Raw genomic sequence first — 20,385 nt, forward strand, 5'->3', positions numbered from 1 at the left:
AAATACTCGCTCCATCCGCGATACAATTGCAACAGGAGAGTTCATCTGACGAATGAGGAGACGTCATGACGAAGGAAAGCAGCTACACGGCCAAACTGCCGGAACCGGACGGCACCTATCACTATACCCCGGAAGAAGATGCGATCTGGGGCGAGCTGTACCAGCGGCAGATGAAGCTTCTGGCCGACAAGGCGTGCGACGAATACCTCGAGGGAGCCAAGACGCTCGATCTCGGCCCTGACCACGTGCCGCAGTTGAAGGACGTGAACCGCCGCCTTGCCGAAACCACCGGCTTCGGTGTCGAAGGTGTTCCCGCCCTCATTCCGCCGTCCCGCTTCTACGAACTGCTGTCCCAAGGCAAGTTTCCGCTGGCGACCTTCATTCGCCGCCGCGAGCATATCGATTACATCGAAGAACCCGACATCTTCCACGAGGTCTTCGGTCACTGCCCGCTACTGACCAACCAGAGCTACGCCAACTTCGTCCGTCGCTTCGGCGAAAAGGCGGTTTCGCTAGGCAAGGGCTATTCCTGGCACATGTTCCGGATCTTCTGGTTCACCGTCGAGTTCGGGCTGATCAACACGTCGAAGGGCCGCCGCTGCTATGGCGCCGGCATCGTGTCTTCGCCCAACGAGACACGCAACGCGATGGGGCCCCCAGGCGTCGAGTTCCGCCCGTTCGACTTGATGACCGTGCTGCGCACGCCCTATCGCATCGATATCGTCCAGCCGATCTATTACGTGATCGACAGTTTCGCCCAGCTGGAAACGATCATCGAAGAGGATATCGCCGCGCGCATCACCGAAGCCAAGGCGCTTGGCGATTTCGCCCCGACCTACGAAGCCAAGGCCTCGTAATCGCCCAAGAAACGGCCGGCAGGGCCTTGCCTTGCCGGCAACGATTGTCCAACCTTCCGCCACCACAGGTTTGAGCGGGATGCGCGCAGAGGATGCGCGCTTTCCGGCTCCGAGGCAGAGGCGGGATATGGCGAACAGGACGATCGATCATGCGCTGACGGCGCGCTCACTCACATCGGCGGCGTCCGATCCGACCCATGCCGGCATTCTCTCCTTCATGCGCCGCAAATATTCGAAGCAGTTGAAGGGTGTCGATGCCGTCGTCTGGGGCATTCCCTTCGACGCCGCCACTTCGAACCGCCCCGGCGCTCGCTTCGGGCCGCAGGCGATCCGCCGCGCCTCGGCAATCTTCGACAACGATCCGCAGTACCCGTTCGACCGCGATCTCTTCGCGGAGATGGCGACGGTCGACTATGGCGACTGCCTGCTCGACTACGGCAATCATTCGAAGACGCCGGCAACGATCGAACGCGAAGCCACCAAGATCATCAGGAGTGGCGCCTATCTGCAGACGCTCGGCGGCGACCACTTCGTCACCTACCCGATCCTGAAGGCGCAGGCGGCTCTGCACGGCCCCCTCGCCCTCGTACAGTTCGACGCCCACCAGGATACCTGGCCGGATGAACGCGGGCGCATCGACCACGGCTCCTTTGTCGGCCGTGCGGCGCGCGAGGGCCTGATCGATACAGATGCCTCGATCCAGATCGGCATCCGCACGCACGCGCCTGAGGATTGCGGCATCCGCATTCTCTATGGCTACGACGTCGAAGAGATGAGCGCTGGCAAGATCGCCGAGACGATCATAAGGCAGGTTGGCGAGCGCAAGGCCTATCTGACCTTTGATATCGACTGCCTCGACCCGGCTTACGCGCCCGGCACCGGCACCCCGGTCGCCGGCGGCCCGTCGAGCGCCAAGATCCTTTCGGTGCTGCGCAAGCTCGGGGCGCTGACGGTGGTCGGCAGCGACGTCGTCGAAGTGGCGCCAGCCTACGACCATGCCGACGTCACCGCAATCGCCGGTGCGACGGTCGCGATGTATATGCTGGGCCTGCATGCGGAGAAGCTTGCCGAGCGTGCGCCGCTTCGCTGAGCGCTGCCGTTGCGATGATTGGCCGCTGCTTATATAGGAACAGGTGGGTTTGGCGGCGTTCCGCCGGCCCGTTGAGAAATTGATTCAATTCTATGCCAGAATGATTCCGGAACGGCTTCTAACTGTCTGGCAGAACGGGAAAATCATGAAACCGAAGATCTTCATCGATGGCGAACACGGCACCACGGGCCTGCAGATCCGCACGCGCATGGCCGGCCGTAGCGATCTCGAACTGCTTTCCATTCCGGAAGCGGAACGACGCAACGCCGCGATGCGAGAAGATCTTCTGAACGAAGCAGACATCGCCATCCTCTGCCTGCCGGACGACGCCTCGCGCGAGGCGGTTTCGATGGTCTCGGGCAACAACAAGGTCCGCATCATCGACACGTCGACCGCGCATCGCATTGCGCCCGACTGGGCCTATGGCTTTGCCGAAATGGACAAGGCGCAGCCGGAAAAGATCCGCAGCGCCCGTTGCGTCGCCAATCCCGGTTGCTATCCGACCGGCGCGATCGGCGTGATCCGGCCGCTGCGCCAGGCCGGCATCCTGCCGGACGGCTATCCGGTGACGGTCAACGCGGTCTCCGGCTACACGGGCGGCGGCAAGCAGATGATCGCGCAGATGGAAGACGAGACCAATGCGGATCACATCAGCGCACCGCACTTCCTCTACGGCCTGACGCTCAAGCACAAGCATGTGCCCGAGATGAAGATGCACGGGCTGCTCGACCGCGCACCGGTCTTTGCGCCCTCGGTCGGCAAGTTCGCACAGGGCATGATCGTCCAGGTGCCGCTCTATCTCGAAGACCTCGCCGCCGGCACGACGCTGGAGACGATCCATGCTGCAATCGTCGCGCATTATGCTGGCCAGTCGATCGTCGAGGTCGTGCCGCTCCAGGAGAGTGAAAAGCTCGGCCGCATCGACGCCACCGAGCTTGCCGGCAAGGACACGATGAAGCTTTTCGTCTTCGGCACCCCTGGCGGCAACCATGTGAACCTCGTCGCCCTGCTCGACAATCTCGGCAAGGGCGCTTCGGGCGCGGCGGTCCAGAACATGGACCTGATGCTGTCGGCCTGATCAGCACGGAGCTCAAAACAAAAGACCCCGGCGAGCCGCTCGCCGGGGTCTTTCTTTTTCCGGAGCTCGTCCGGCGTCAGTCGCGCAATTCGATCGTCGTCGGCCGCGGGTACTCGCCGTAGAAACCGCGCCAGTGGGCGATGGCAAAGCCAAGCACCACAAGCGCGCCACCCTGGTGCGCCACGCCCCAGCCGACCGGCACCTGCAGCACCAGCGTGGTAATGCCGATCACCGCCTGCACCGAGACGAGCAGGAACAGGAGCACGGCGCGGCGCGCATGGGTGGTTTCGGGTGCGGCCCGCAGCGAGGCAATCATGTGCATCACTGCGAAGGCAAAGAGCACATAGGCGCCAATGCGGTGGACGAACTGGACCGTCTTCGGGTTCTCGAACAGGTTGATCCACCAGGGCTGCTGCAGGAACAGGTCCTGCGGGATGATCGCGCCATCCATCAGCGGCCAGGTGTTGTAGCTGAAGCCCGCATCGAGACCGGCGACGAGCGCGCCGAGATAGATCTGGAACAGACTGAAGATGGCGATGATCGCCGCCATCTTGCGCGAACGGTCGGTGGGCGCCGTGTCATTTGAATGCGCGCTCAGCCCGCGGAAGATCCACATACAGGCGGCAAAGATCAGACAGGCGATGACGAGATGCGTCGCAAGCCGGTACTGGCTGACCTCGGTGCGCTCCACGAGGCCCGATGAAACCATCCACCACCCGATGAACCCCTGGAAACCGCCAAGCGCAAGGATACCGAGCAGCGGCATGCGCAGCTTGCGCTCGACCTTTCCGGTGAACCAGAAATAGGCAAGCGGCAACGCGAAGATCAGGCCGATGGTGCGGGCAAGCAGACGGTGCGCCCATTCCCACCAGAAGATCGTCTTGAACTCGTCGACCGTCATGCTGCTGTTCATCTGCTGATACTGCGGAATGCGCTGGTAAAGCTGGAATTCCTCTTCCCACTCGGCGACCGTCAGCGGCGGGATCACGCCATGGATCGGCTTCCACTCGGTGATGGAGAGGCCCGATTCGGTAAGCCGCGTCGCGCCGCCGACGAGCACCAGGGCAAAGAGGGTGAACAGCACGACTGCCAGCCAGCCGCGGATCTGCCGGCGGTTGCGGTCGGTCCTGCCGATCTCGTTTCGAAGCATTTGTTCAGTCGCCATTTCGACGCCGGCCATCATGTTCCCTCTGGTGTCGCAGGGTTGTCGGCGGTGCAACCGGACGGATCAACGGTCGCACCTTCAGGAAAGCCGTTGATTTGCACCAGAGCGGCATGCAAAACAAGGCCGAAACCTTTGCGGCATGCGGTCGCGGCCGCTCTGCGCGCATTTGCCCATGTGAAAGATATGAAATGCCCGTACGCCTCAGAAAGCTGATCGGCACGATCCTGATCATCATCCTCGTCGTCGTCTATGCGCTGGCCGCCGTCACCTTCGCCTCGCTGCTGCTCGGCGCTGCCCCCTGGTACGTGCATCTGGCCTACTTCTTCTTCACCGGCCTGCTCTGGATATTGCCGGCCATGCTGATCATCAAATGGATGGAAAAGCCCGCGAAGGATCGTTGATCCTCAATCCGGTAGCCATTCGGGGGACGCCCATGCGACTTGCAGTTATCGCTGACATCCACGGCAACGATCTTGCGCTCGAAGCGGTGCTCGCCGACATCGATGCGCAAGGGATCACCGATATCGTCAATCTTGGCGACCATCTGAGCGGCCCCCTCAATGCCGCACGCACGGCCGACATCCTCATCAAACGGGCGATCCTTTCGATCCGAGGCAATCACGATCGCTATCTTTTGACCATGGATCCGCATGAAATGGGGCAATCTGATCGCGCAGCCTATGATCAATTGCAGCCGCAGCACCGCGAATGGCTGGCGACCCTGCCCGTCGCACACGTCCACGAGGAAGCGTTCTTCCTGTGCCATGCGACGCCGACCGATGACGAGACCTACTGGCTGGAGGCCCTGACGGCCGATGGCACCGTCCACATGGCGCAGCATTCGGCCATCGAAGCGAAAGCAGCCGGCGTCGACTATCCGGTTATCCTGTGCGGTCACACCCATATCCAGCGCGCCGTGCGGCTTTCCGACGGCCGCCTCGTCGTCAATCCCGGCAGCGTCGGCTGCCCCGGGTATGACGACGACCAACCGGTGCCGCACAAGGTCGAAGCGGGCTCCCCGGACGCCCGCTACGCGATCATCGAGAAATCGGCCTCGGGGTGGCACGTCACCTTCCGCAATGTCCCCTATGACTGGATGGCAATGTCCCAGCTTGCGGCCAGCCGCAACCGCATGGAATGGGCAAAGGCGTTGGCCACCGGCTTTCTCGATTGAAATTTGCGCGCGCTTCACATTCCTCGCTTCACGCTTTGCTAACCGCGTTCGCCGGTTATTCCCAATCGGCTTCATAAGTATTCCCGAATTAAAGCGATCGTAGCGGGCTTGAGGTTCAATCTCTCCGCAACAAGGACCGGACGGCACCTGCGATGACGAACTCGGAACTCACCATGGACGGCTCCGGCGACCGCCGCGCGCACGCGTCCTTGCGTGCAGATCCGACCGATGCCGCCGGCCGCTTCGAAATCTCGCTTCACCGCAATATGGAGGCGCTCGAAACCGAGTGGCGCGTGCTCGACGGTCTTCCTGAGAACTCGCTGCATCATGCCTATCAATGGTGCAGCGCCTGGGCTGCGACCCATGTCAGCGACCTGGCCCTTCTGCGCGTTACCTTCGATGGCGAACTCCTGCTCGTCCTGCCGCTGGAAGTGGCGCGCGGACGCTTGTTTCGAACGGCAAAGCTGATCGGAACCGAGCATAGCAACCTCAACACCGGGCTCTTTGCCCCCAACGCCGCGGCGATCATCAGCACGCCCGCGCTTGCCGACGCGCTTGCCCGCGCCATCTGTGGCGCGCTGCGCGGCCTTGCCGACATCGTCATGCTCGATCGTCTACCGAGCGACTGGCGCGGTGCCCCCAGCCCCTTCTCCCTGCTTTCGAACGTTGCCAATCCCAACCCGTCGTTTCAGCTTCCCCTTCTCGGCGGCATTCAGCCGACACTGGCCCAGCTCAACGCCAAGCGGCGGCGCAAGAAGATGCGCATTTCCGAGCGACGGCTGGCTGAAATGGGCGGCTACGACTATGTGGTCGCGCGTACGGGTGACGAGGCCCACGCGCTGCTTGATACCTTCTTTCGGCAGAAGGCGACGCGTTTTGCTGCGCTCGGCCTTCCCGATGTCTTCCAGGACAAGGAAACGCAGGCGTTTTTCCATGCGCTCGCCGCCCGTATGGGCGACGACGTTCAACTCATGGAACTCAATGCCATCCGCCTGCGGGGCGAAAACGACGGCCGCATCGTCGCCGTCGCCGGACTTTCCCGCAAGGCAGATCACGTGATCTGCCAGTTCGGGTCGATCGACGAAGCTTTGGCCGGCGATGCCAGCCCGGGTGAATTGCTGTTTTACCGCATGATCGAGCGCCTATCGGGGGAAGGCGTGCGCCTGTTCGATTTCGGCGTCGGCGACCAGCCCTACAAACGCTCCTGGTGCACGATCGAGACACCGCTGCGCGACATCGTGTTGCCGGTGACGTTCGCCGGCCGGCTCGCAGGCCTGCGGCATCACCTCGTCGTGAGGGCAAAAAGGGCGATCAAGGCGAACCGGGCCGTTTATGCCCGCATCCAGCGCACGCGACGGCACAGGCAAGACAAGACCTTCGACAGCAGCGCCGACTGATAACCTAGATAAGAGGACGGGGCCCAGGCGCGTTGTCGCCGGTGGCCGGCGAGACCATTATGCCGCGTCGCGGTCCGGGTATTCGGGGTCCGATTGTACCTGGCCAGTCATCAGCACAATGTCGCGATAGCCCGCTGCACCGAATCCGGTCAGCACCTCGACGATCCGCTCATCGCTCACCGACGGCGCCGACAGGATGATTTCCGCGCCATCGCGGCCAGCGATCTTCTCAACAGCCATTTCATCGGCAGGGCCGCATTCGAGCAGGACGAGATCATAGGCGTTGGTCAAGGCGTCGATGATCATCTTCAGCCGGTCGATGCCGCGCATCGCCTGACGCGGATCGGCATCGCCCTGAGGAATGATGTGCGCGTCGGAAAAACGGTCGGCGTGGATCGTGTCCGTGAAGGGCACCTCCCCCGCCAGCAGGTTGGTGATCCCAGGAAGCCGCTGCGAGCGCGCCATCAGGCGTGTCGGGCAGGCAGAACCCGTCAGGTCGATCAATACGACCTTCAGCTCCTCTTCGGCCAGCAACCGGGCGAGCATCACGGTGGCGGTAGAACCCTCGTCTCCGCCGGGCGAAACCGAAATCGCAACGCGCACGTTGGTGGCGCGCAGATGCTCGGCGACGGCCTCGATCGAGAAATCCGCCTCGGCGGCCTCTTCCTCCATGTCCGGTGCAAGCGACACGTCCATCGCAGGCAGCAAGTCGACGGCGTCATCTGCCGCGGGCGCAATTGCAGGCGAAGCCTGAGCCATCTCGACCGGCGGCAAATCGGCGACGCTTGCGGCCAGCGCCGGACGCGGGTGGACCGGTGCCCGTTCACCCGTAGCCGCGACCGGCCGCAAGGCTCGTCCGCTGAAAAGCTCGCCGAGCATGATGCCAATGCAGGTCAGGAGGAACGTGGCAAGCGCTGCGACGATCGTGATCGGCAGCACTTTCGGGAAACTCGCGCCGGTCGGAACCACGGCACTCGAAATGACCCGTGCATCGGCCGGCGTCGCATTCTCCACCGTGCGCGATGTCGCTTCGCGGTAGCGCGCGAGATAGGTCTCCAGCAATTGCCGCTGCGCCGTTGCCTCGCGCTCGAGCGCGCGCAGCCCCACCTCTTCTTCGCCCGCCCGAGCCGACTGCGCCTTCAGCGCATTCAGCTGCTGGGTCAACTGCTGTTCGCGCAGTTCACCGACCTTCGCCTCGTTTTCAAGGCTCGTCAGGATCTTGCGGGTCTCGGAGCTGATCTGGCCGCGGATGCCTTCGAGCTGCGACTTCAGCGCCTTCAGGCGCGGATGACCGTCGAGCAGGGTTGTCGAAAGATCGGCGACCTGCGCCTGGAGATTGGCCTCGGTTTCCTTCAGCCGCTGGATCATCTGTGAACCGACGACGTCGGCGATGGTGTCCGGCGCGCGGCCGCTCGCAAGCGCCGAACGCACGCCGGCGGCACGCGCCTCCGCATTGGCACGCTCGCCGCGCACCCGGGTCAGCTCCGTCGAGATGTCCGTGAGCTGCCGCGTCGCGAAGTTGGTGGTTTCGCCGGTTGGTAGCAGGTCCGACGAGGCGCGATAGGCCGCCACCTTCGCCTCGGCGTCGCGCACCTTCTCGCGCAGATTGGCGATCTCCGGTTCGAGCCAGCGTGTCGCCTCGGAATTGGTGTCGAGTTTCGCACCGCTCTGGAGCGCCAGGAAGACCTTCGCCATCTCGTTGGGCACTGCGGCCGCAAGCTGGCGGTCCTTCGAGGTGAAGCCAATCGCGATCACCCGCGATTTCTCCACCTGGTAGACCTGGAGCTTGTCGGAGAATTCCTTGAGCACCCTCTCCTCGGGCGGCATCTCCAGCGGGTTCTTCTTCAGCCCGAGCATGACGAGAAGATCCGAAAGCGCCGAGGGCGCCGACGACGGGTCGAATTCCTTGAGCTCATAGAGCTTCATGTTGCGGGCGACCTGCTTGATGAGATCGGCCGACTTGAGCACCTGTACCTGGCTGAGGATGCCGGATTCATCGAAGACGCGGTCGGCGCCCGCCTGGGAAGCCTGGTTGGGGCCGCTGAACTCCGGCTCGCGCGATTCGATGAGTACACGGGTTTCGCTCTGGTAATCCGGCGCGATCATCTTTGCTGCGCCGAGGGCAAGCGCCGCCACAGCGACGGTGGCGAGCAAAACCTTGACGCGCCGATCCCAGACGGCGCGAAACAGGCCGCCGAGGTCGATATCCACATCCTGTTGTGCGCTGCCGCTTCCCGACATGCTAGTCGCTCCGAACCTTCAAATCTCGCCGGACCGTAAAGGAACATGGTAACGCAAGGGTTAATGCGATCAACCTGCGGATGATAAAGACGGGGCGGTATCGCCAGGTCTCCGCGAAAATTCTACCGCGAGTTTACCTGCTATTAACCCTAACGGACCGATAACGTCACAAAAGCTGGTCGTTTCCGGAGCCTATGAACCGCATGTCCACCGCAGCTATCAAGACGGGTCTCGCGATCACGGCGGCAGCGCTGTCGATGTTGCTCGGCGGCTGCACGAGCTACCAGCCCGCACCCAAGGCCTTCAGTGAAGCCACGATCCAGCCCTATCGGCTCGACAGCGGCGACCGCCTGCGCATCAATGTCTTCGAACAGGCCGGTCTCAGCGGCACTTACACGGTCGATCAGGCCGGCTACGTCGCCTTCCCCCTGATCGGCACCGTCGCCTCGCGCGGCAGGACCCTACCTGAACTCGAGGGCATGATCGCCGCCAAGCTGAAGCAGGGTTATCTGCGCGATCCAGACGTCACGATCGAGGTCGATCGCTACCGTTCCGTCTTCATCATGGGCGAAGTCGGCCAGGCTGGCCAATATGCCTATGTGCCCGGCATGACCGTGCAGAACGCGATCGCTGTCGCCGGAGGCTTCTCTCCGCGCGCCAATCAGTCGAACGCCGACATCACGCGCAAGATCAATGGCCGCATCATCACCGGCCGGGTTCCGATCACCGACGCGGTTCTTGCCGGCGACACGATCTATGTTCGCGAACGCCTGTTCTGATCTCGATGCAACAAGAGCGGCCTTTGCGCATCATCCACTGCTTCAGGTCGCCTGTCGGCGGGATATTCCGCCACGTGCGCGACCTGGCCGAGGCGCATGCCAAGGCCGGCCATGAGGTCGGGATCCTCTGCGACAGCACGACAGGTGGCAGGCACGAGGATCGGTTGTTCGACGAAATCCGCCCCTATCTGGCGCTCGGCCTCATACGGATGCCGATCCATCGCTCGGTCGGGCCGTCGGATTTTGCCGCGTTGTGGCGCGGCTATAAGGAAATCAGAAGTTTGCGACCGGATGTGTTGCATGGGCACGGCGCCAAAGGCGGCGTCATTGCCCGGCTCATCGGTTCAGCCTTGCGGGTCAACAGGTATCGCGTAGCCCGCCTCTATTCGCCGCATGGCGGCAGCCTGCACTACCGTCCAGGCTCTATGACAGGCCGGCTGGTCTTCCCGGCGGAGCGGATCCAGCAGCGGATTACAGACGCCCTCGTCTTCGTCTGCGATTTCGAGCGGCAGACCTATTTCGCAAAGGTCGGCGCGCCGCGTGAGCGCAACGAACTGATCTACAACGGCATCGACGACCGGGAGTTCGAGACCGTCCCGCCCGGACCGGATGCGGTCGACTTTCTCTATATCGGCATGATGCGGGACCTGAAGGGTCCCGATCTGTTTGTGGAAGCTTTCGCCCAGACCGAAAGGCTTGTCGGCAGGCCGCTGTCGGCGCTTATGATCGGCGACGGCCCGCAGCAGCAGGAATACAGCGATCTGGTGCTGCAGCAGGGCCTCGCCCGCCGCATCCGCATGCAGCCCGCGATGAAGACGCGCGAGGCCTTCGCGCTGACGCGCAACATCGTCGTTCCCTCGCGCGCCGAGTCCATGCCCTATATCGTGCTCGAGGCGCTTGCCGCGCGGAAGCCGGTCATCGCCAGCCGTGTCGGCGGCATCCCGGAAATTCTCGGACGCGACAGCACCGCACTTGCCGAACCCGCCAATGCCCGGTCGCTCGCCGACATCATGGCCCGCGCAATCACCGAGAAGGACTGGGCGGCACGTGTGATGCCCGATCCGAGCACGTTCAAGTCGCAATTTGCAGCTTCGGTAATGTCGGCGGATATGCTAAGCCTCTATCGGGAATTGTGCCGTTACCAGCCGCCCGCCGATAGCGTGTTGCCCACAACGTAAGCGTTTCTTAGTGGCTTTCTGCTATCCCGGCTGAGGGACTTCAGCGCCGGAAGACAGCCATGAACAAGTTTGACCGCCCGGGTTCGTTCGATCCCGAAGCGCTTCGCAAGAAGATTTCGGAAATCCGCGCCCGCGCGCCCGGCGAAATGCCGGGCGAAACAACGACCACGGATCTCAATCCGCTGGCGCGGCAGATCGCCGAGCAGTTCAGCGCCGATACCTATTCGCCTGCGATGATCATGGGGCTGATGCGCCTGTTCGAATTCAGCGCGCTCTTTACGATCGGCTATGCCATCAACGCGCTCTATGTCCAGCCGGGCTTCGAACAACTGCCGCTGTACCTGGCAATTCTCGTCGGTGGTTCCACATTGGCGGTCGCCGCCATGCAGATCGCCGACACCTATCAGATCCCGGCGCTGCGCGCCTGGCTGCGGGTGATGCCGCGCATCCTCGCCTCCTGGGCCATCGCGTTTGGCGGCATCGCCATCGCGCTGTTCTTTCTGAAATCCGGTCACCAGTATTCGCGCGTCTGGTTCGGCGGCTGGTTCATCGGCGGCGCAATCTTTCTGATCGCGGAGCGCGCCTTCATCGCCTATTCCATCCGCCATTGGGCCCGGAACGGTACGATGGAACGCCGCGCGGTCGTCGTCGGCGGCGGCCAGCCGGCCAAGGACCTGATCCGCACGCTCGAGGACCAGCCCGACAACGACATCCGCATCTGCGGTATTTTCGACGACCGCGACGAGCGCCGCTCGCCCAATGTGATCGCTGGCTACCCGAAGCTTGGGACAGTCGACGAACTGGTGGAATTCGCCCGCCTGGCGCGCATCGACATGCTGATCATCTCGTTGCCGCTGACGGCGGAGAAGCGCATTCTCCAGCTTCTGAAGAAGCTCTGGATCCTGCCGGTCGACATCCGGCTCGCCGCCCACGCCAACAACCTGCGGTTCCGCCCGCGCAGCTACTCCCATGTCGGCGATGTCCCCATGCTCGACATCTTCGACAAGCCGATCGCCGATTGGGACTCGGTCGCCAAGCGCGGCTTCGACATCTTCTTCAGCCTGGTCGCCCTCGTGCTTCTGTGGCCGATCATGCTCGGCGCGGCGATCGCCGTCAAAGCGACGTCCCCGGGTCCGATCATCTTCAAGCAGAAGCGGCACGGCTTCAACAACGAGACCATCGAGGTCTACAAGTTCCGCTCGATGTATACGCATATGAGCGACCCGACGGCCCGCAACGCCGTGACCAAGCGCGACCCGCGCGTCACCCCCGTCGGCCGTTTCATCCGCAAGTCCTCGATCGACGAACTGCCGCAGATCTTCAACGTGCTGAAGGGCGAGCTGTCGCTCGTTGGGCCGCGGCCGCACGCCGTGCTCGCCCAGACCCAGAACCGAACCTATTCCGACGTCGTCGAAGGCTATTTCGCCCGCCACCGCGTCAAGCCCGGCGTCACCGGCTGGGCGCAAATCAACGGCTGGCGCGGCGAGATCGACAATGACGACAAGATCCGCCTGCGCACCGCCTTCGACCTGCACTACATCGAAAACTGGTCGTTGCTCTTCGATCTCAAGATCCTGTTCCTGACGCCGTTCCGGCTTCTCAATACCGAGAACGCCTATTGAGCACCGTCGATACAGGTCGGCTCCCGATCGCTCGCCCCCAGCTCGCGGCGCTCTCGCTGCTCGGCTCCGGGCTCGTCGCCTTTGCCGTGTTTCTCTCCGGTTTCGTCATTTTCGAGCCGGCACCCTATGAGCTGTTCCTGGTCGCGCTCATCGGCCTTTGGGCGCTCGTGGGCCTCAAGATCTCGCGCAGCGTCGCCCCGCTGCTGACGCTTCTGACCCTGTTCATGGTCGGCGGCATCCTGTCCCTGACGGTCATGACCGACCTGACGAAGGGGCCGATGTACATGGCGGTCTCGGGCTTCCTCGCGCTCTCCTCGGTCTTCTTCGCAGCCATCATCGAGGACCGCCACGAACGCTTGCGGCTGATCTTCAATGCCTGGACGGCGGCGGCCATCATCACCGCCCTGCTCGGCATCCTCGGCTACTTCGGCGCCGTGCCGGGCGCGGAAAGCTTCACGCTCTATGGCCGCGCCAAGGGCGCGTTCCAGGATCCGAACGTCTTCGGCCCGTTCCTCTCGGTGCCGGCCATGTACCTCATCCACGGCATCCTCACGCAGCCCATCCAGAAAGCCCCCCCGAAGATCGCCGCGCTGATGGTGCTGGCGCTGGGCGTCTTCCTTTCGTTCTCGCGCGCAGCCTGGGCTCTCAACCTCTTCTGCGTCGTCGCCTTCGTCTTCGTCATGCTGCTCAAGGAGCGAAACGGGCTCTTCCGCCTGAGGATCCTGGTGCTTGCGCTGGTCGGCGGAATCATGGTCGTCGGCGCGCTCCTCGTGGCATTGCAGTCCGAGCAGGTCGCAACACTCTTTTCCAGCCGCTCGCAGCTGGTGCAGGATTATGACGGCGGCCACCTCGGCCGCTTCGATCGCCATCGCCTCGGCTTCCTGATGTCGATGGAAAAGCCGCTCGGCATCGGTCCGATGGTCTTCAGCACGATCTTCCCGGAGGATGAGCACAACGTCTGGCTTAAGTCGCTGACGTCCTACGGCTGGCTCGGCTTTGTCAGTTACGTGACGCTGATCGTCTGGACGCTCTCGCTCGGCTTTCGCTTTCTGCTGCTCAACCGCCCATGGCAGACCTATCTGATGATCGCCTGGGTCGCCGTCCTCGGCCATGTCGGGGTCGGCAATGTCATCGACACGGACCATTGGCGCCACTTCTATCTGCTCATCGGAATCATCTGGGGATGCGCCGCCCTTGAATATCGCCATCGCCGGCAGGCGCGCGCCGGCCGGAGCTCCTGACCATGGAACATGTGGTTCCGCGCCGGTCGCCGGCCCCTCCCCTCAAGCTCCTGCAGGTGCTGGAGCCGAGTGGCGGCGGCTCGGGCCGGCACTTTCTCGATCTGTGCCGCGGCATGCACAAGCGCGGGCATCACGTCGAGGCCGTCTATTCGCCGGTGCGCGCCGAGGAAGGTTTCGTTCGTGAACTGAAGGCAATCGGCCTGCCTGCCGTACACGCCGTCAACATGAAGCGCGCACCCGGACCGTCTGACGTCGGCCGCTTTCTCGAACTCCGCCGCATCATGCGGGCCAACAGTTTCGACATCATCCATGGCCACAGTTCCAAGGCCGGTGCGCTGACACGCCTGCGGCTGCCTGGTTCTCATGTTCCGCGGATCTACACGCCCCACGCCTTTCGCACACTGGACCCGACGCTCGGCCGTGGTGGACGGCTCATCTACGGCACGATCGAATGGGCGCTGGCCCGTTTCTTTACCGATCACCTGATCTGCGTTTCCGACGACGAGTTCCACCATGCGCTCTCGCTGCATATGCCCGAGAAGCGCATGTCGGTGATCGTCAACGGCGTGGCACCGCCCTCATGCGAAATGGCGCAGACGCTGCGCGCGAGCTTCGGGATCGCGCCGGACGCTTTCGTCTTCGGCTTCGTTGGACGACTTTCCGCACAGAAGGCGCCGGAACGGCTGATCGCAGCGTTCAAGAGTGTCGCCGCTTCCGTCAGAAACAGCCACCTGGTCATGGTCGGCAGCGGCGAACTCGAAGGTGACCTTCGCAAGGCGATCGCCGAAAGCGGACTGCAGAACCGCATGCATCTCACCTCTGCCTTTACCGGCCCGCAAGCCGTTCCCGCCTTCGACCTCCTGGTGATGCCAAGCCGCTACGAGGCCATGTCCTATGTGATGCTCGAAGGGGCCGCCGCCGGCAAGGCGATCATCGCAACCGACATCGGTGGCGCGCGCACGGTGATCGAGGACGGGCGGAACGGTTATATCCTGCCCAATAGCGACGACACGTCCGCGCTCGCCAAGACCATGATCCAGGCGGCGGAGCCCGAAACCTTCAAGGCCCTGTCGGCAAGCGCCGAAAACCTGAAAGACCGCTTTACGCTCGCCGTCATGCTCGATCGCACAGAGGCCCTCTACCAGAAGGCGGCCTCAAAGTGGCAGACGGTCGACATGCTCCAGTCAACCAGGTAGCGCAGAAAGAACGGCGTGATTGCCGCGCTGTATTCTCGGGAAAAAAAGAGGCCCTGCTGAAGGACCTCTTTTGCTGCGGTCGCAGGATCGCTTAAGGCGTCGACCCTTCTGCGCCCGAACCGCCACCGGTATCGGGATTTGAACTCGGCGCCCCGGTATCACCGTTGGCGTTTGCGGTGCCGGTATCAGGGTTGGAGCTCGGAGCACCGGTGTCCGGGTTGGAACTCGCTGTACCCGTATCGCCCGGCGAGCCGGTGGGCTGGCCCGGAACGAGGATGACGGCGTCGTCTGCACGGGCAGTGCCGGACGCCGAGATGAGCGGCATTGCCGTCAGGGCCGAAAGCCCGAGCAACGACGCGGCAAAAATCTTCGAAAACGTCTTCATTACATTTCCTCCTTTGGCAGACAGACGCCCGCCATGAGGCCATTCCATCACTTTCGCGAGGACGGCGATCGACCCCAGCCGCGTGGACCATCGCACCGGAACGAGGCATTTTAGCGATTTCCGATGGGCGATAAATTTTGTCAGGCGCAAGCGACAAAACCGCATCCGATCTCGGAGCAGACACGGTGGGCCAAAGCAAAACAAATCAGCAGGCGTTTGAGATTTTTGCCGGGGCAATGGGTGCCCGAATGCGCGATTTTACGCGTGGAACTGCTGGCTACCGCCAGCCGCCACTCGCGGTAGCGCTGCTGTATGACTGAAATCAAAGAGGAAAATGGTCGGAGCGGCGGGATTCGAACCCACGACCCCTTGACCCCCAGGAGAGAGGCCTACTTTGCGCAAAGCCTTATAGCGCAGGGATTTGAACCGTGTATAGGCCGGTAGTTCGGGACTTATTTCGGGACTTCGTGACTCGCTTTCGTATTCAAGCGAAAGCTCATCCTTCCTTCTTATAATTATCGACGGCCTTGCGGATGAGCCCCATAGCAGACCAGCTCACGAATGAGGCAGTGCAGAAAGCGGCCACAACGTTGTCGTATTGAACCTGCCAGTCCATGAAGTCGAGGACCATTGGTCCGAAGATGTAGCCGAAGACGATTGAAGCAGCGAGGCGGCGTGCGAACCCTGAGCGGGTGCGTGGCGGATCGAAGACAAGGGCGAGGAATGCTCCTGAGAAGACACCCAGGAGCTTAGGGATCAGACCGTCTTCCATCATCAGCTTTTATGCCACGGATGCGAGCGGCGAGACGCGCGTAGAGCAATGTGAGAGCGATGAAGATTAGCCCACCTGCGATCATGAGGGTTGCCCGCATTGCCCTTGATCCTATCCCAGATGGCCGTCCCGCCAATCGTTAGCAGAGCAGCCCAATTGAGTAGTTCAAGAGATACGATATACAACCAATGGTCGGCAATGACATTTGACATGTAGAGAAGGCTAATAAGCACCGATAGTTGGAAAATGTTGTAAATTCTCTCTTCCCAGCGCTCCCGAGCCCAAGCGTATACCGCTAGACACACTGAAGCATCGCAAACGAGCGTGAATGCGGGGTAATAGGGCAGCCCGTATCGATAGTATGCCGTCGAGGCCGCGAACGACACGAAGCCGGCCGCAATCCATCTCCACGCCCTCGGGAGGTGGAAGGAGATGATCGCAGTGATGAGCGCCCCGATCAGGAGCGCTAGCTGGAAATCATTTATCATAGGGATCACCTATCGCCGCCACCGAACACCACTACGCCGCCTACTGATGCCGGAGCCGGGGTGTCAACTCCGTTATCTTGGCAGATTTTCGTTTGGACAGCATGAAGGCGAGCAGCTGCCGCGGCAACCAGTGCAATCTGTCCAGGGATCGATCGTGCGTCCGCAATGATCGTCTTGGCCGCGATGGCCTTGGGCACCATCCCGGCAGCCACACCCTCCTCGGTGATCTTTGCGCACCTCAAGGCCTCCTTGTAGGCTGCGGTGAGGTGCTTATCGATTGCCGCTTGGCATTTTACACCGGCTGCTACGATTTCTTCTATGGAACGCATGAGATGTCCTTTTAGATGGTGAGGATAACGAGACCGGCGAGGCACACGATGAGCAAGCCGATCAGGATGGAGAGGATTATGCGAGCGGGCTTGATCATCGCCGCAGGCCCTTGAGGATGGTTTCGCCAGCCTTCCCGATGAACAGAGATCCGATGATAGCGCCGATCCATGGGTCTAGAGACGGAGGAAGGGCAGCGATCGACCAGTCTTGCGGGAAAGCACATGAGCGGCACCATAGGACGCTGTAGACGCATACCGAGGCGAACCAGAAGCCGACAGGGATATAGAAGAGGAGCGGTGCCCATCCCCATTGCGATGTCTGGACGCGGGCCAGCTGCTCGACGTAGGCCGAAACCGTCTTGTTGCGGATCTCCTCGCGGGCCGTCTCGTTGTCCACCTTGTTATCGATCGTCGAGAGGATGCGGTCGAGCGGGCCAGAGAGGAACGACAGGAGGAGCTTGAACATCAGTCACGCGCCTTATTAGGAATAGCGAAGACCAGGATGGACGTGATCGCGCCGACGAGGGCCGTCATGGTCGATTCATCAAGGCCGAGGTCGATGTTGTAGGTGACGCGGATCCATTCAAGGACGGCCATGCAGACCGTCACGATGAACTTGTTGTAAAGGGCCATGCCTATTTCCTCTTGAAGAGAGCTGCGAGGGCTTGGAGGAGCTTTGCGAGCAGGCCAGACAGCGATCCCGCCCTTACTTGGGGCTTTTCGGCCTCTACTAGGGGCTTTACGGGCTGTTCTGGCTTGGGAGTGGGGAGAGGTGCGGCAACAGGAACGCCGCCAGCTTCCTTTATGGCCGCGAGGAAGGCTTTGTAATAGCCGCCGATCATTCCCCATTTGTCGGTGATGTTGACCGTTCGGCGGGCGTTCTTCAGGTCGTCCGGGCCGCTCGTGGGGAGATAAAAGGCAATCCCGTTCCCTTTCCCGTTCCACCGTCCATCCAGAAGGCCCTTGATAAGGACGCGAGCAGAGATGACAGGATCTAGCATCTTGTCTGGATAGGCGACGAGATCATACTTGGCGTCGGTCGATGACTTGTCGTAATTCGGCAGCCATGTGAGTTGCACCTGCCCGCGACCGTAGTAGACATGACCGTATTTGCCGGCAGGCTGGCCGTATGCACGCTTGGCGACGATGCGGCGTGCTGTAGCGTCATCCTTGGCGAAGCCCTCCCGGACGGGCACCATTCGTGCGCCGGTCTCGTGGTAGGCCGTCGCTAGAGCGTAGGCGAGCGTCTTGTCTCGGCCATCTCCGTGGGTGATAAAGGCATCAAGAATTCCCTCAATGCCTGTAACCTGCTGCTGGCTGATGCTTGTTCCGAAAACGCCTGATGTGCGTCGGCGCAGTGCTGCGTAAAACGCCGCTCTGTTCATAAGTTCACCTTTTGTTGGGTTTATTCAGGGTTGCGAGCACGCTGCAACCATGCCAAGGATTCTGATAATCTCTATTTCCTAGGACAGGCCGGATATGGAAAATTGGTTGGTTGTTTCGAACTGCCACACAGAAGGGTTGGCGAACTCGCTTCGCCTCCTGACTACAGGGATCACCATTCATGCTCCTGACGTCTGGGAGGTGATCCACAACCAACAGAAGTACATTGACGTTTATCGCGCTTATGATCGCGTCATCATTGCCCCAGAGGTAGAGCAATTCGACGAGTTGAACGGCTTTGACTTCGGCTCGGTGAAGCGCCTTCACAAGATCCCGACGTTTTGGTTTTCAGCCTATCACCCGGATTCTATGTATATCCAGAATGGCGACACGAAGATGAAAGGACCTCTGGACGTCTACCACTCAGCGATTGCTGTCTCTGCCTATCAAAAGGGTCTCGGAGTCGATGACACATTGAAACTCTTCAATGGCGACACTTACGAGCGTGTGGGATATCTTGACTACTGGGACGCCCAGCGAGGAGAACTCCTGAAGCGGTTCGCAGCACATGGCATCGATATTTCCCGAGCGCTCCTAAAGTGGTCTCGCGGAAACTGCTTCATGCACAGCGTTGACCACCCAACGATCGACCCGATTTACGACGTTGCTCGGATCTTCCTGCAATCCATAGACGTGCCGGCTGCCGAAACCAGGATTGTGCCGCCCGACTATCTAAAGTACCCCCCGAAATTCGCCATCTACCCCGAGATAGGAGAATCTCTTGGGGTCAGAGGTTCATACCTTTTCAAAACGGAAGGAGCAGGGACGATCGACCTCAGGCATTTCGTCAAGGCCTCCTTCGACCTCTACGACACCCTTCCGGCCGACCTAGTTAAGGTCTCGACCGACAAGAAAAACGTTTTCGATTACGTGATGGCGAGCTGATATGAACCCATACCGCGACCTTCAGGATTACCGTTTCTGGCGCCGCGCCGTCTCTAATGTCGAGACGCATTTGTTTGACCCAGTCGTGAAGCCCCGTTTCACAATCAAGCCTGGCGATAAGGTCGCCACCGCTGGGAGCTGTTTTGCCCAGCATATCTCCCGAAAGCTGAAGCAGATCAATTTCAACTATTTCGTCACCGAGGACGGCTCCGGCCTGTCGAAGGAAGATCGTATCACCCGCAATTACGGCACCTTCTCGGCGCGATACGGCAACATCTACACGACGACGCAGCTGTTCCAGCTATTCGAAGAGGCCTACGGTCGGCGGCAACCAATCGACGCCGCTTGGCAGAGACCCGATGGCCGCTTCATCGACCCGTTCCGCCAACAGGTCGAGCCGGAAGGCTTCAAGAACGCTGCGGCAGTTGTCGCCGACAGAAAGGTTCACCTCGCAAAAGTCAGGGAGCTTTTCGAGCAGAGCGATGTGTTTGTCTTCACGCTCGGCCTTACTGAGGCTTGGCGGTCAAAGCAGGACGGCTCCGTTTTCCCACTGGCGCCTGGCGTGAATGGCGGGGCGTTCGATCACCAGAAGCATGAATTTGTAAACCTCTCGATCTCCGATGTTGAACAGCCCCTATTCGCGTTTCTCGACGGGCTCAAGGCTGTCAACCCGAAGGTCAAGGTGCTGCTGACGGTCTCCCCGGTTCCACTTATGGCAACGTTCGAAGACCGCAATGTTCTGGTGTCAACCACCTATAGTAAGTCCGTCTTGCGTGTGGCAGCAGAAGACGCAATCCGGGCATATGACTGGGTAGACTATTTCCCGTCCTACGAGATCATCACTGGCAGCTTTTCGGGCGGGCTCTACTACGAAGACGATTATCGAGAGGTCAACTCGCTCGGGGTCGCCCATGTGATGCGCTGCTTCCTCGGCAACTATGCCGAGGGCAGGAAGACTGAAAATCTCATCAGGCAAAGAACAGTCGCCAGCGGGGCCACCACTACGTATAATGTGGTATGCGATGAGGAGGCCCTGGGTCGATAGCCCGAGGCCTCCTGATGTAG

At 61.4% G+C, this 20,385-nt stretch carries 21 protein-coding genes; 13 read left to right on the top strand and 8 right to left on the bottom strand.

Translation table 11 applies throughout. The features are described 5' to 3' along the window. The first annotated feature begins 65 nt into the window (after positions 1–65). From OVA00_RS12255 to argC, 3 genes are all read left to right on the top strand, one after another. Positions 66–857, top strand: coding sequence for a phenylalanine 4-monooxygenase (locus OVA00_RS12255; RefSeq protein ID WP_268089014.1), 792 nt, complete (start codon positions 66–68; stop codon positions 855–857). A 127-nt stretch (positions 858–984) separates the two neighbouring features. Continuing rightward, positions 985–1,947, top strand: a complete 963-nt coding sequence (gene speB / locus OVA00_RS12260) for an agmatinase (protein ID WP_112975693.1) — start codon at positions 985–987, stop codon at positions 1,945–1,947. A 145-nt stretch (positions 1,948–2,092) separates the two neighbouring features. Then, positions 2,093–3,025, top strand: coding sequence for an N-acetyl-gamma-glutamyl-phosphate reductase (argC, locus tag OVA00_RS12265; RefSeq protein ID WP_060522178.1), 933 nt, complete (start codon positions 2,093–2,095; stop codon positions 3,023–3,025). Between the two features lie 76 nt (positions 3,026–3,101). On the opposite strand, the gene OVA00_RS12270 is transcribed toward argC, so the two are convergent. Then, positions 3,102–4,205, bottom strand: coding sequence for a COX15/CtaA family protein (locus tag OVA00_RS12270; RefSeq protein ID WP_089044030.1), 1,104 nt, complete (start codon positions 4,203–4,205; stop codon positions 3,102–3,104). A 173-nt stretch (positions 4,206–4,378) separates the two neighbouring features. Between OVA00_RS12270 and OVA00_RS12275 the strand changes: the two genes are divergently transcribed. The 3 genes from OVA00_RS12275 to OVA00_RS12285 all read left to right on the top strand — a co-directional run bounded on the left by OVA00_RS12275 (position 4,379) and on the right by OVA00_RS12285 (position 6,761). Next, positions 4,379–4,591: a DUF2842 domain-containing protein gene (locus OVA00_RS12275; RefSeq protein ID WP_034804246.1), complete on the top strand. Its 213-nt coding sequence runs from the start codon at positions 4,379–4,381 to the stop codon at positions 4,589–4,591. A 32-nt stretch (positions 4,592–4,623) separates the two neighbouring features. Then, positions 4,624–5,364 (top strand): metallophosphoesterase family protein, encoded by a 741-nt coding sequence (locus tag OVA00_RS12280; RefSeq protein WP_060580882.1) that lies wholly within the window; start codon positions 4,624–4,626, stop codon positions 5,362–5,364. Positions 5,365–5,516: 152 nt separating this feature from the next. Next, positions 5,517–6,761, top strand: a complete 1,245-nt coding sequence (locus tag OVA00_RS12285) for a GNAT family N-acetyltransferase (protein ID WP_034803686.1) — start codon at positions 5,517–5,519, stop codon at positions 6,759–6,761. A gap of 57 nt (positions 6,762–6,818) precedes the next feature. Here the strand turns inward: OVA00_RS12285 and OVA00_RS12290 are convergent, their stop codons facing one another. Further along, positions 6,819–9,002 carry a GumC family protein gene (locus OVA00_RS12290; RefSeq protein ID WP_268089015.1) on the bottom strand — a complete coding sequence of 728 codons (2,184 nt, stop codon included), beginning with the start codon at positions 9,000–9,002 and terminating at the stop codon, positions 6,819–6,821. Between the two features lie 203 nt (positions 9,003–9,205). On the opposite strand from OVA00_RS12290, the gene OVA00_RS12295 reads away from it, so the two are divergent. From OVA00_RS12295 to OVA00_RS12315, 5 genes are read left to right on the top strand one after another with little or no spacing between them, the layout of a single operon-like run. After that, positions 9,206–9,781, top strand: coding sequence for a polysaccharide biosynthesis/export family protein (locus OVA00_RS12295; protein WP_034804249.1), 576 nt, complete (start codon positions 9,206–9,208; stop codon positions 9,779–9,781). A gap of 5 nt (positions 9,782–9,786) precedes the next feature. Then, positions 9,787–10,959: a glycosyltransferase family 4 protein gene (locus tag OVA00_RS12300; protein WP_034803691.1), complete on the top strand. Its 1,173-nt coding sequence runs from the start codon at positions 9,787–9,789 to the stop codon at positions 10,957–10,959. 59 nt (positions 10,960–11,018) lie between these two features. Further along, entirely contained in the window at positions 11,019–12,581 is a 1,563-nt protein-coding gene (locus tag OVA00_RS12305; protein WP_089044027.1) for an undecaprenyl-phosphate glucose phosphotransferase, read from the top strand. Further along, positions 12,578–13,822 (top strand): O-antigen ligase family protein, encoded by a 1,245-nt coding sequence (locus tag OVA00_RS12310; protein ID WP_268089016.1) that lies wholly within the window; start codon positions 12,578–12,580, stop codon positions 13,820–13,822. The genes OVA00_RS12305 and OVA00_RS12310 overlap by 4 nt, the downstream gene beginning before the upstream one ends. Positions 13,823–13,824: 2 nt before the next feature. Beyond that, a complete protein-coding gene (locus tag OVA00_RS12315; protein ID WP_268089017.1) occupies positions 13,825–15,018 on the top strand; it encodes a glycosyltransferase in 1,194 nt (397 codons plus the stop codon). A 91-nt stretch (positions 15,019–15,109) separates the two neighbouring features. Here OVA00_RS12315 and OVA00_RS12320 read toward each other — a convergent pair whose 3' ends face one another. The 6 genes from OVA00_RS12320 to OVA00_RS12345 form a co-directional block, all read right to left on the bottom strand. Then, positions 15,110–15,403 carry a hypothetical protein gene (locus tag OVA00_RS12320; RefSeq protein ID WP_034803714.1) on the bottom strand — a complete coding sequence of 98 codons (294 nt, stop codon included), beginning with the start codon at positions 15,401–15,403 and terminating at the stop codon, positions 15,110–15,112. A gap of 496 nt (positions 15,404–15,899) precedes the next feature. Next, a complete protein-coding gene (locus OVA00_RS12325; RefSeq protein WP_268089018.1) occupies positions 15,900–16,175 on the bottom strand; it encodes a hypothetical protein in 276 nt (91 codons plus the stop codon). A 493-nt stretch (positions 16,176–16,668) separates the two neighbouring features. Then, on the bottom strand, positions 16,669–16,992 hold the full coding sequence (locus OVA00_RS12330) for a hypothetical protein (RefSeq protein WP_268089019.1): 324 nt from the start codon (positions 16,990–16,992) through the stop codon (positions 16,669–16,671). Positions 16,993–17,086: 94 nt separating this feature from the next. Continuing rightward, the gene (locus OVA00_RS12335; RefSeq protein ID WP_034806412.1) at positions 17,087–17,458 is read right to left on the bottom strand and encodes a hypothetical protein; all 372 of its coding nucleotides are present in this window, start codon (positions 17,456–17,458) and stop codon (positions 17,087–17,089) included. Beyond that, positions 17,458–17,625 carry a hypothetical protein gene (locus OVA00_RS12340; protein ID WP_268089020.1) on the bottom strand — a complete coding sequence of 56 codons (168 nt, stop codon included), beginning with the start codon at positions 17,623–17,625 and terminating at the stop codon, positions 17,458–17,460. Before OVA00_RS12340 ends, OVA00_RS12335 begins: the two co-directional genes overlap by 1 nt. Before the next feature lie 2 nt (positions 17,626–17,627). Next, the gene (locus OVA00_RS12345) at positions 17,628–18,377 is read right to left on the bottom strand and encodes a glycoside hydrolase family 19 protein (RefSeq protein WP_268089021.1); all 750 of its coding nucleotides are present in this window, start codon (positions 18,375–18,377) and stop codon (positions 17,628–17,630) included. Positions 18,378–18,483: 106 nt separating this feature from the next. Between OVA00_RS12345 and OVA00_RS12350 the strand changes: the two genes are divergently transcribed. Together OVA00_RS12350 and OVA00_RS12355 are read left to right on the top strand one after the other, a co-directional pair. Next, the gene (locus OVA00_RS12350; RefSeq protein WP_268089022.1) at positions 18,484–19,320 is read left to right on the top strand and encodes a WcbI family polysaccharide biosynthesis putative acetyltransferase; all 837 of its coding nucleotides are present in this window, start codon (positions 18,484–18,486) and stop codon (positions 19,318–19,320) included. Between the two features lies 1 nt (position 19,321). Then, the gene (locus OVA00_RS12355; RefSeq protein ID WP_268089023.1) at positions 19,322–20,365 is read left to right on the top strand and encodes a GSCFA domain-containing protein; all 1,044 of its coding nucleotides are present in this window, start codon (positions 19,322–19,324) and stop codon (positions 20,363–20,365) included. Positions 20,366–20,385 lie beyond the last annotated feature (20 nt).

Origin of the sequence: Ensifer sp. SL37, assembly GCF_026672675.1 — a bacterium.
Classification (GTDB): Bacteria; Pseudomonadota; Alphaproteobacteria; order Rhizobiales; family Rhizobiaceae; genus Ensifer; species Ensifer adhaerens.

Excerpts from the sequence above, each read along its gene's own strand:
- OVA00_RS12255 (WP_268089014.1), top strand. The coding sequence starts at position 66 with ATGACGAAGGAAAGCAGCTACACGGCCAAACTGCCGGAACCGGACGGC.
- speB (WP_112975693.1), top strand. The coding sequence starts at position 985 with ATGGCGAACAGGACGATCGATCATGCGCTGACGGCGCGCTCACTCACA.
- argC (WP_060522178.1), top strand. The coding sequence starts at position 2,093 with ATGAAACCGAAGATCTTCATCGATGGCGAACACGGCACCACGGGCCTG.
- OVA00_RS12270 (WP_089044030.1), bottom strand. The coding sequence starts at position 4,205 with ATGGCCGGCGTCGAAATGGCGACTGAACAAATGCTTCGAAACGAGATC.
- OVA00_RS12275 (WP_034804246.1), top strand. The coding sequence starts at position 4,379 with ATGCCCGTACGCCTCAGAAAGCTGATCGGCACGATCCTGATCATCATC.
- OVA00_RS12280 (WP_060580882.1), top strand. The coding sequence starts at position 4,624 with ATGCGACTTGCAGTTATCGCTGACATCCACGGCAACGATCTTGCGCTC.
- OVA00_RS12285 (WP_034803686.1), top strand. The coding sequence starts at position 5,517 with ATGACGAACTCGGAACTCACCATGGACGGCTCCGGCGACCGCCGCGCG.
- OVA00_RS12290 (WP_268089015.1), bottom strand. The coding sequence starts at position 9,002 with ATGTCGGGAAGCGGCAGCGCACAACAGGATGTGGATATCGACCTCGGC.
- OVA00_RS12295 (WP_034804249.1), top strand. The coding sequence starts at position 9,206 with ATGTCCACCGCAGCTATCAAGACGGGTCTCGCGATCACGGCGGCAGCG.
- OVA00_RS12300 (WP_034803691.1), top strand. The coding sequence starts at position 9,787 with ATGCAACAAGAGCGGCCTTTGCGCATCATCCACTGCTTCAGGTCGCCT.
- OVA00_RS12305 (WP_089044027.1), top strand. The coding sequence starts at position 11,019 with ATGAACAAGTTTGACCGCCCGGGTTCGTTCGATCCCGAAGCGCTTCGC.
- OVA00_RS12315 (WP_268089017.1), top strand. The coding sequence starts at position 13,825 with ATGGAACATGTGGTTCCGCGCCGGTCGCCGGCCCCTCCCCTCAAGCTC.
- OVA00_RS12320 (WP_034803714.1), bottom strand. The coding sequence starts at position 15,403 with ATGAAGACGTTTTCGAAGATTTTTGCCGCGTCGTTGCTCGGGCTTTCG.
- OVA00_RS12325 (WP_268089018.1), bottom strand. The coding sequence starts at position 16,175 with ATGGAAGACGGTCTGATCCCTAAGCTCCTGGGTGTCTTCTCAGGAGCA.
- OVA00_RS12330 (WP_268089019.1), bottom strand. The coding sequence starts at position 16,992 with ATGCGTTCCATAGAAGAAATCGTAGCAGCCGGTGTAAAATGCCAAGCG.
- OVA00_RS12335 (WP_034806412.1), bottom strand. The coding sequence starts at position 17,458 with ATGTTCAAGCTCCTCCTGTCGTTCCTCTCTGGCCCGCTCGACCGCATC.
- OVA00_RS12340 (WP_268089020.1), bottom strand. The coding sequence starts at position 17,625 with ATGGCCCTTTACAACAAGTTCATCGTGACGGTCTGCATGGCCGTCCTT.
- OVA00_RS12345 (WP_268089021.1), bottom strand. The coding sequence starts at position 18,377 with ATGAACAGAGCGGCGTTTTACGCAGCACTGCGCCGACGCACATCAGGC.
- OVA00_RS12355 (WP_268089023.1), top strand. The coding sequence starts at position 19,322 with ATGAACCCATACCGCGACCTTCAGGATTACCGTTTCTGGCGCCGCGCC.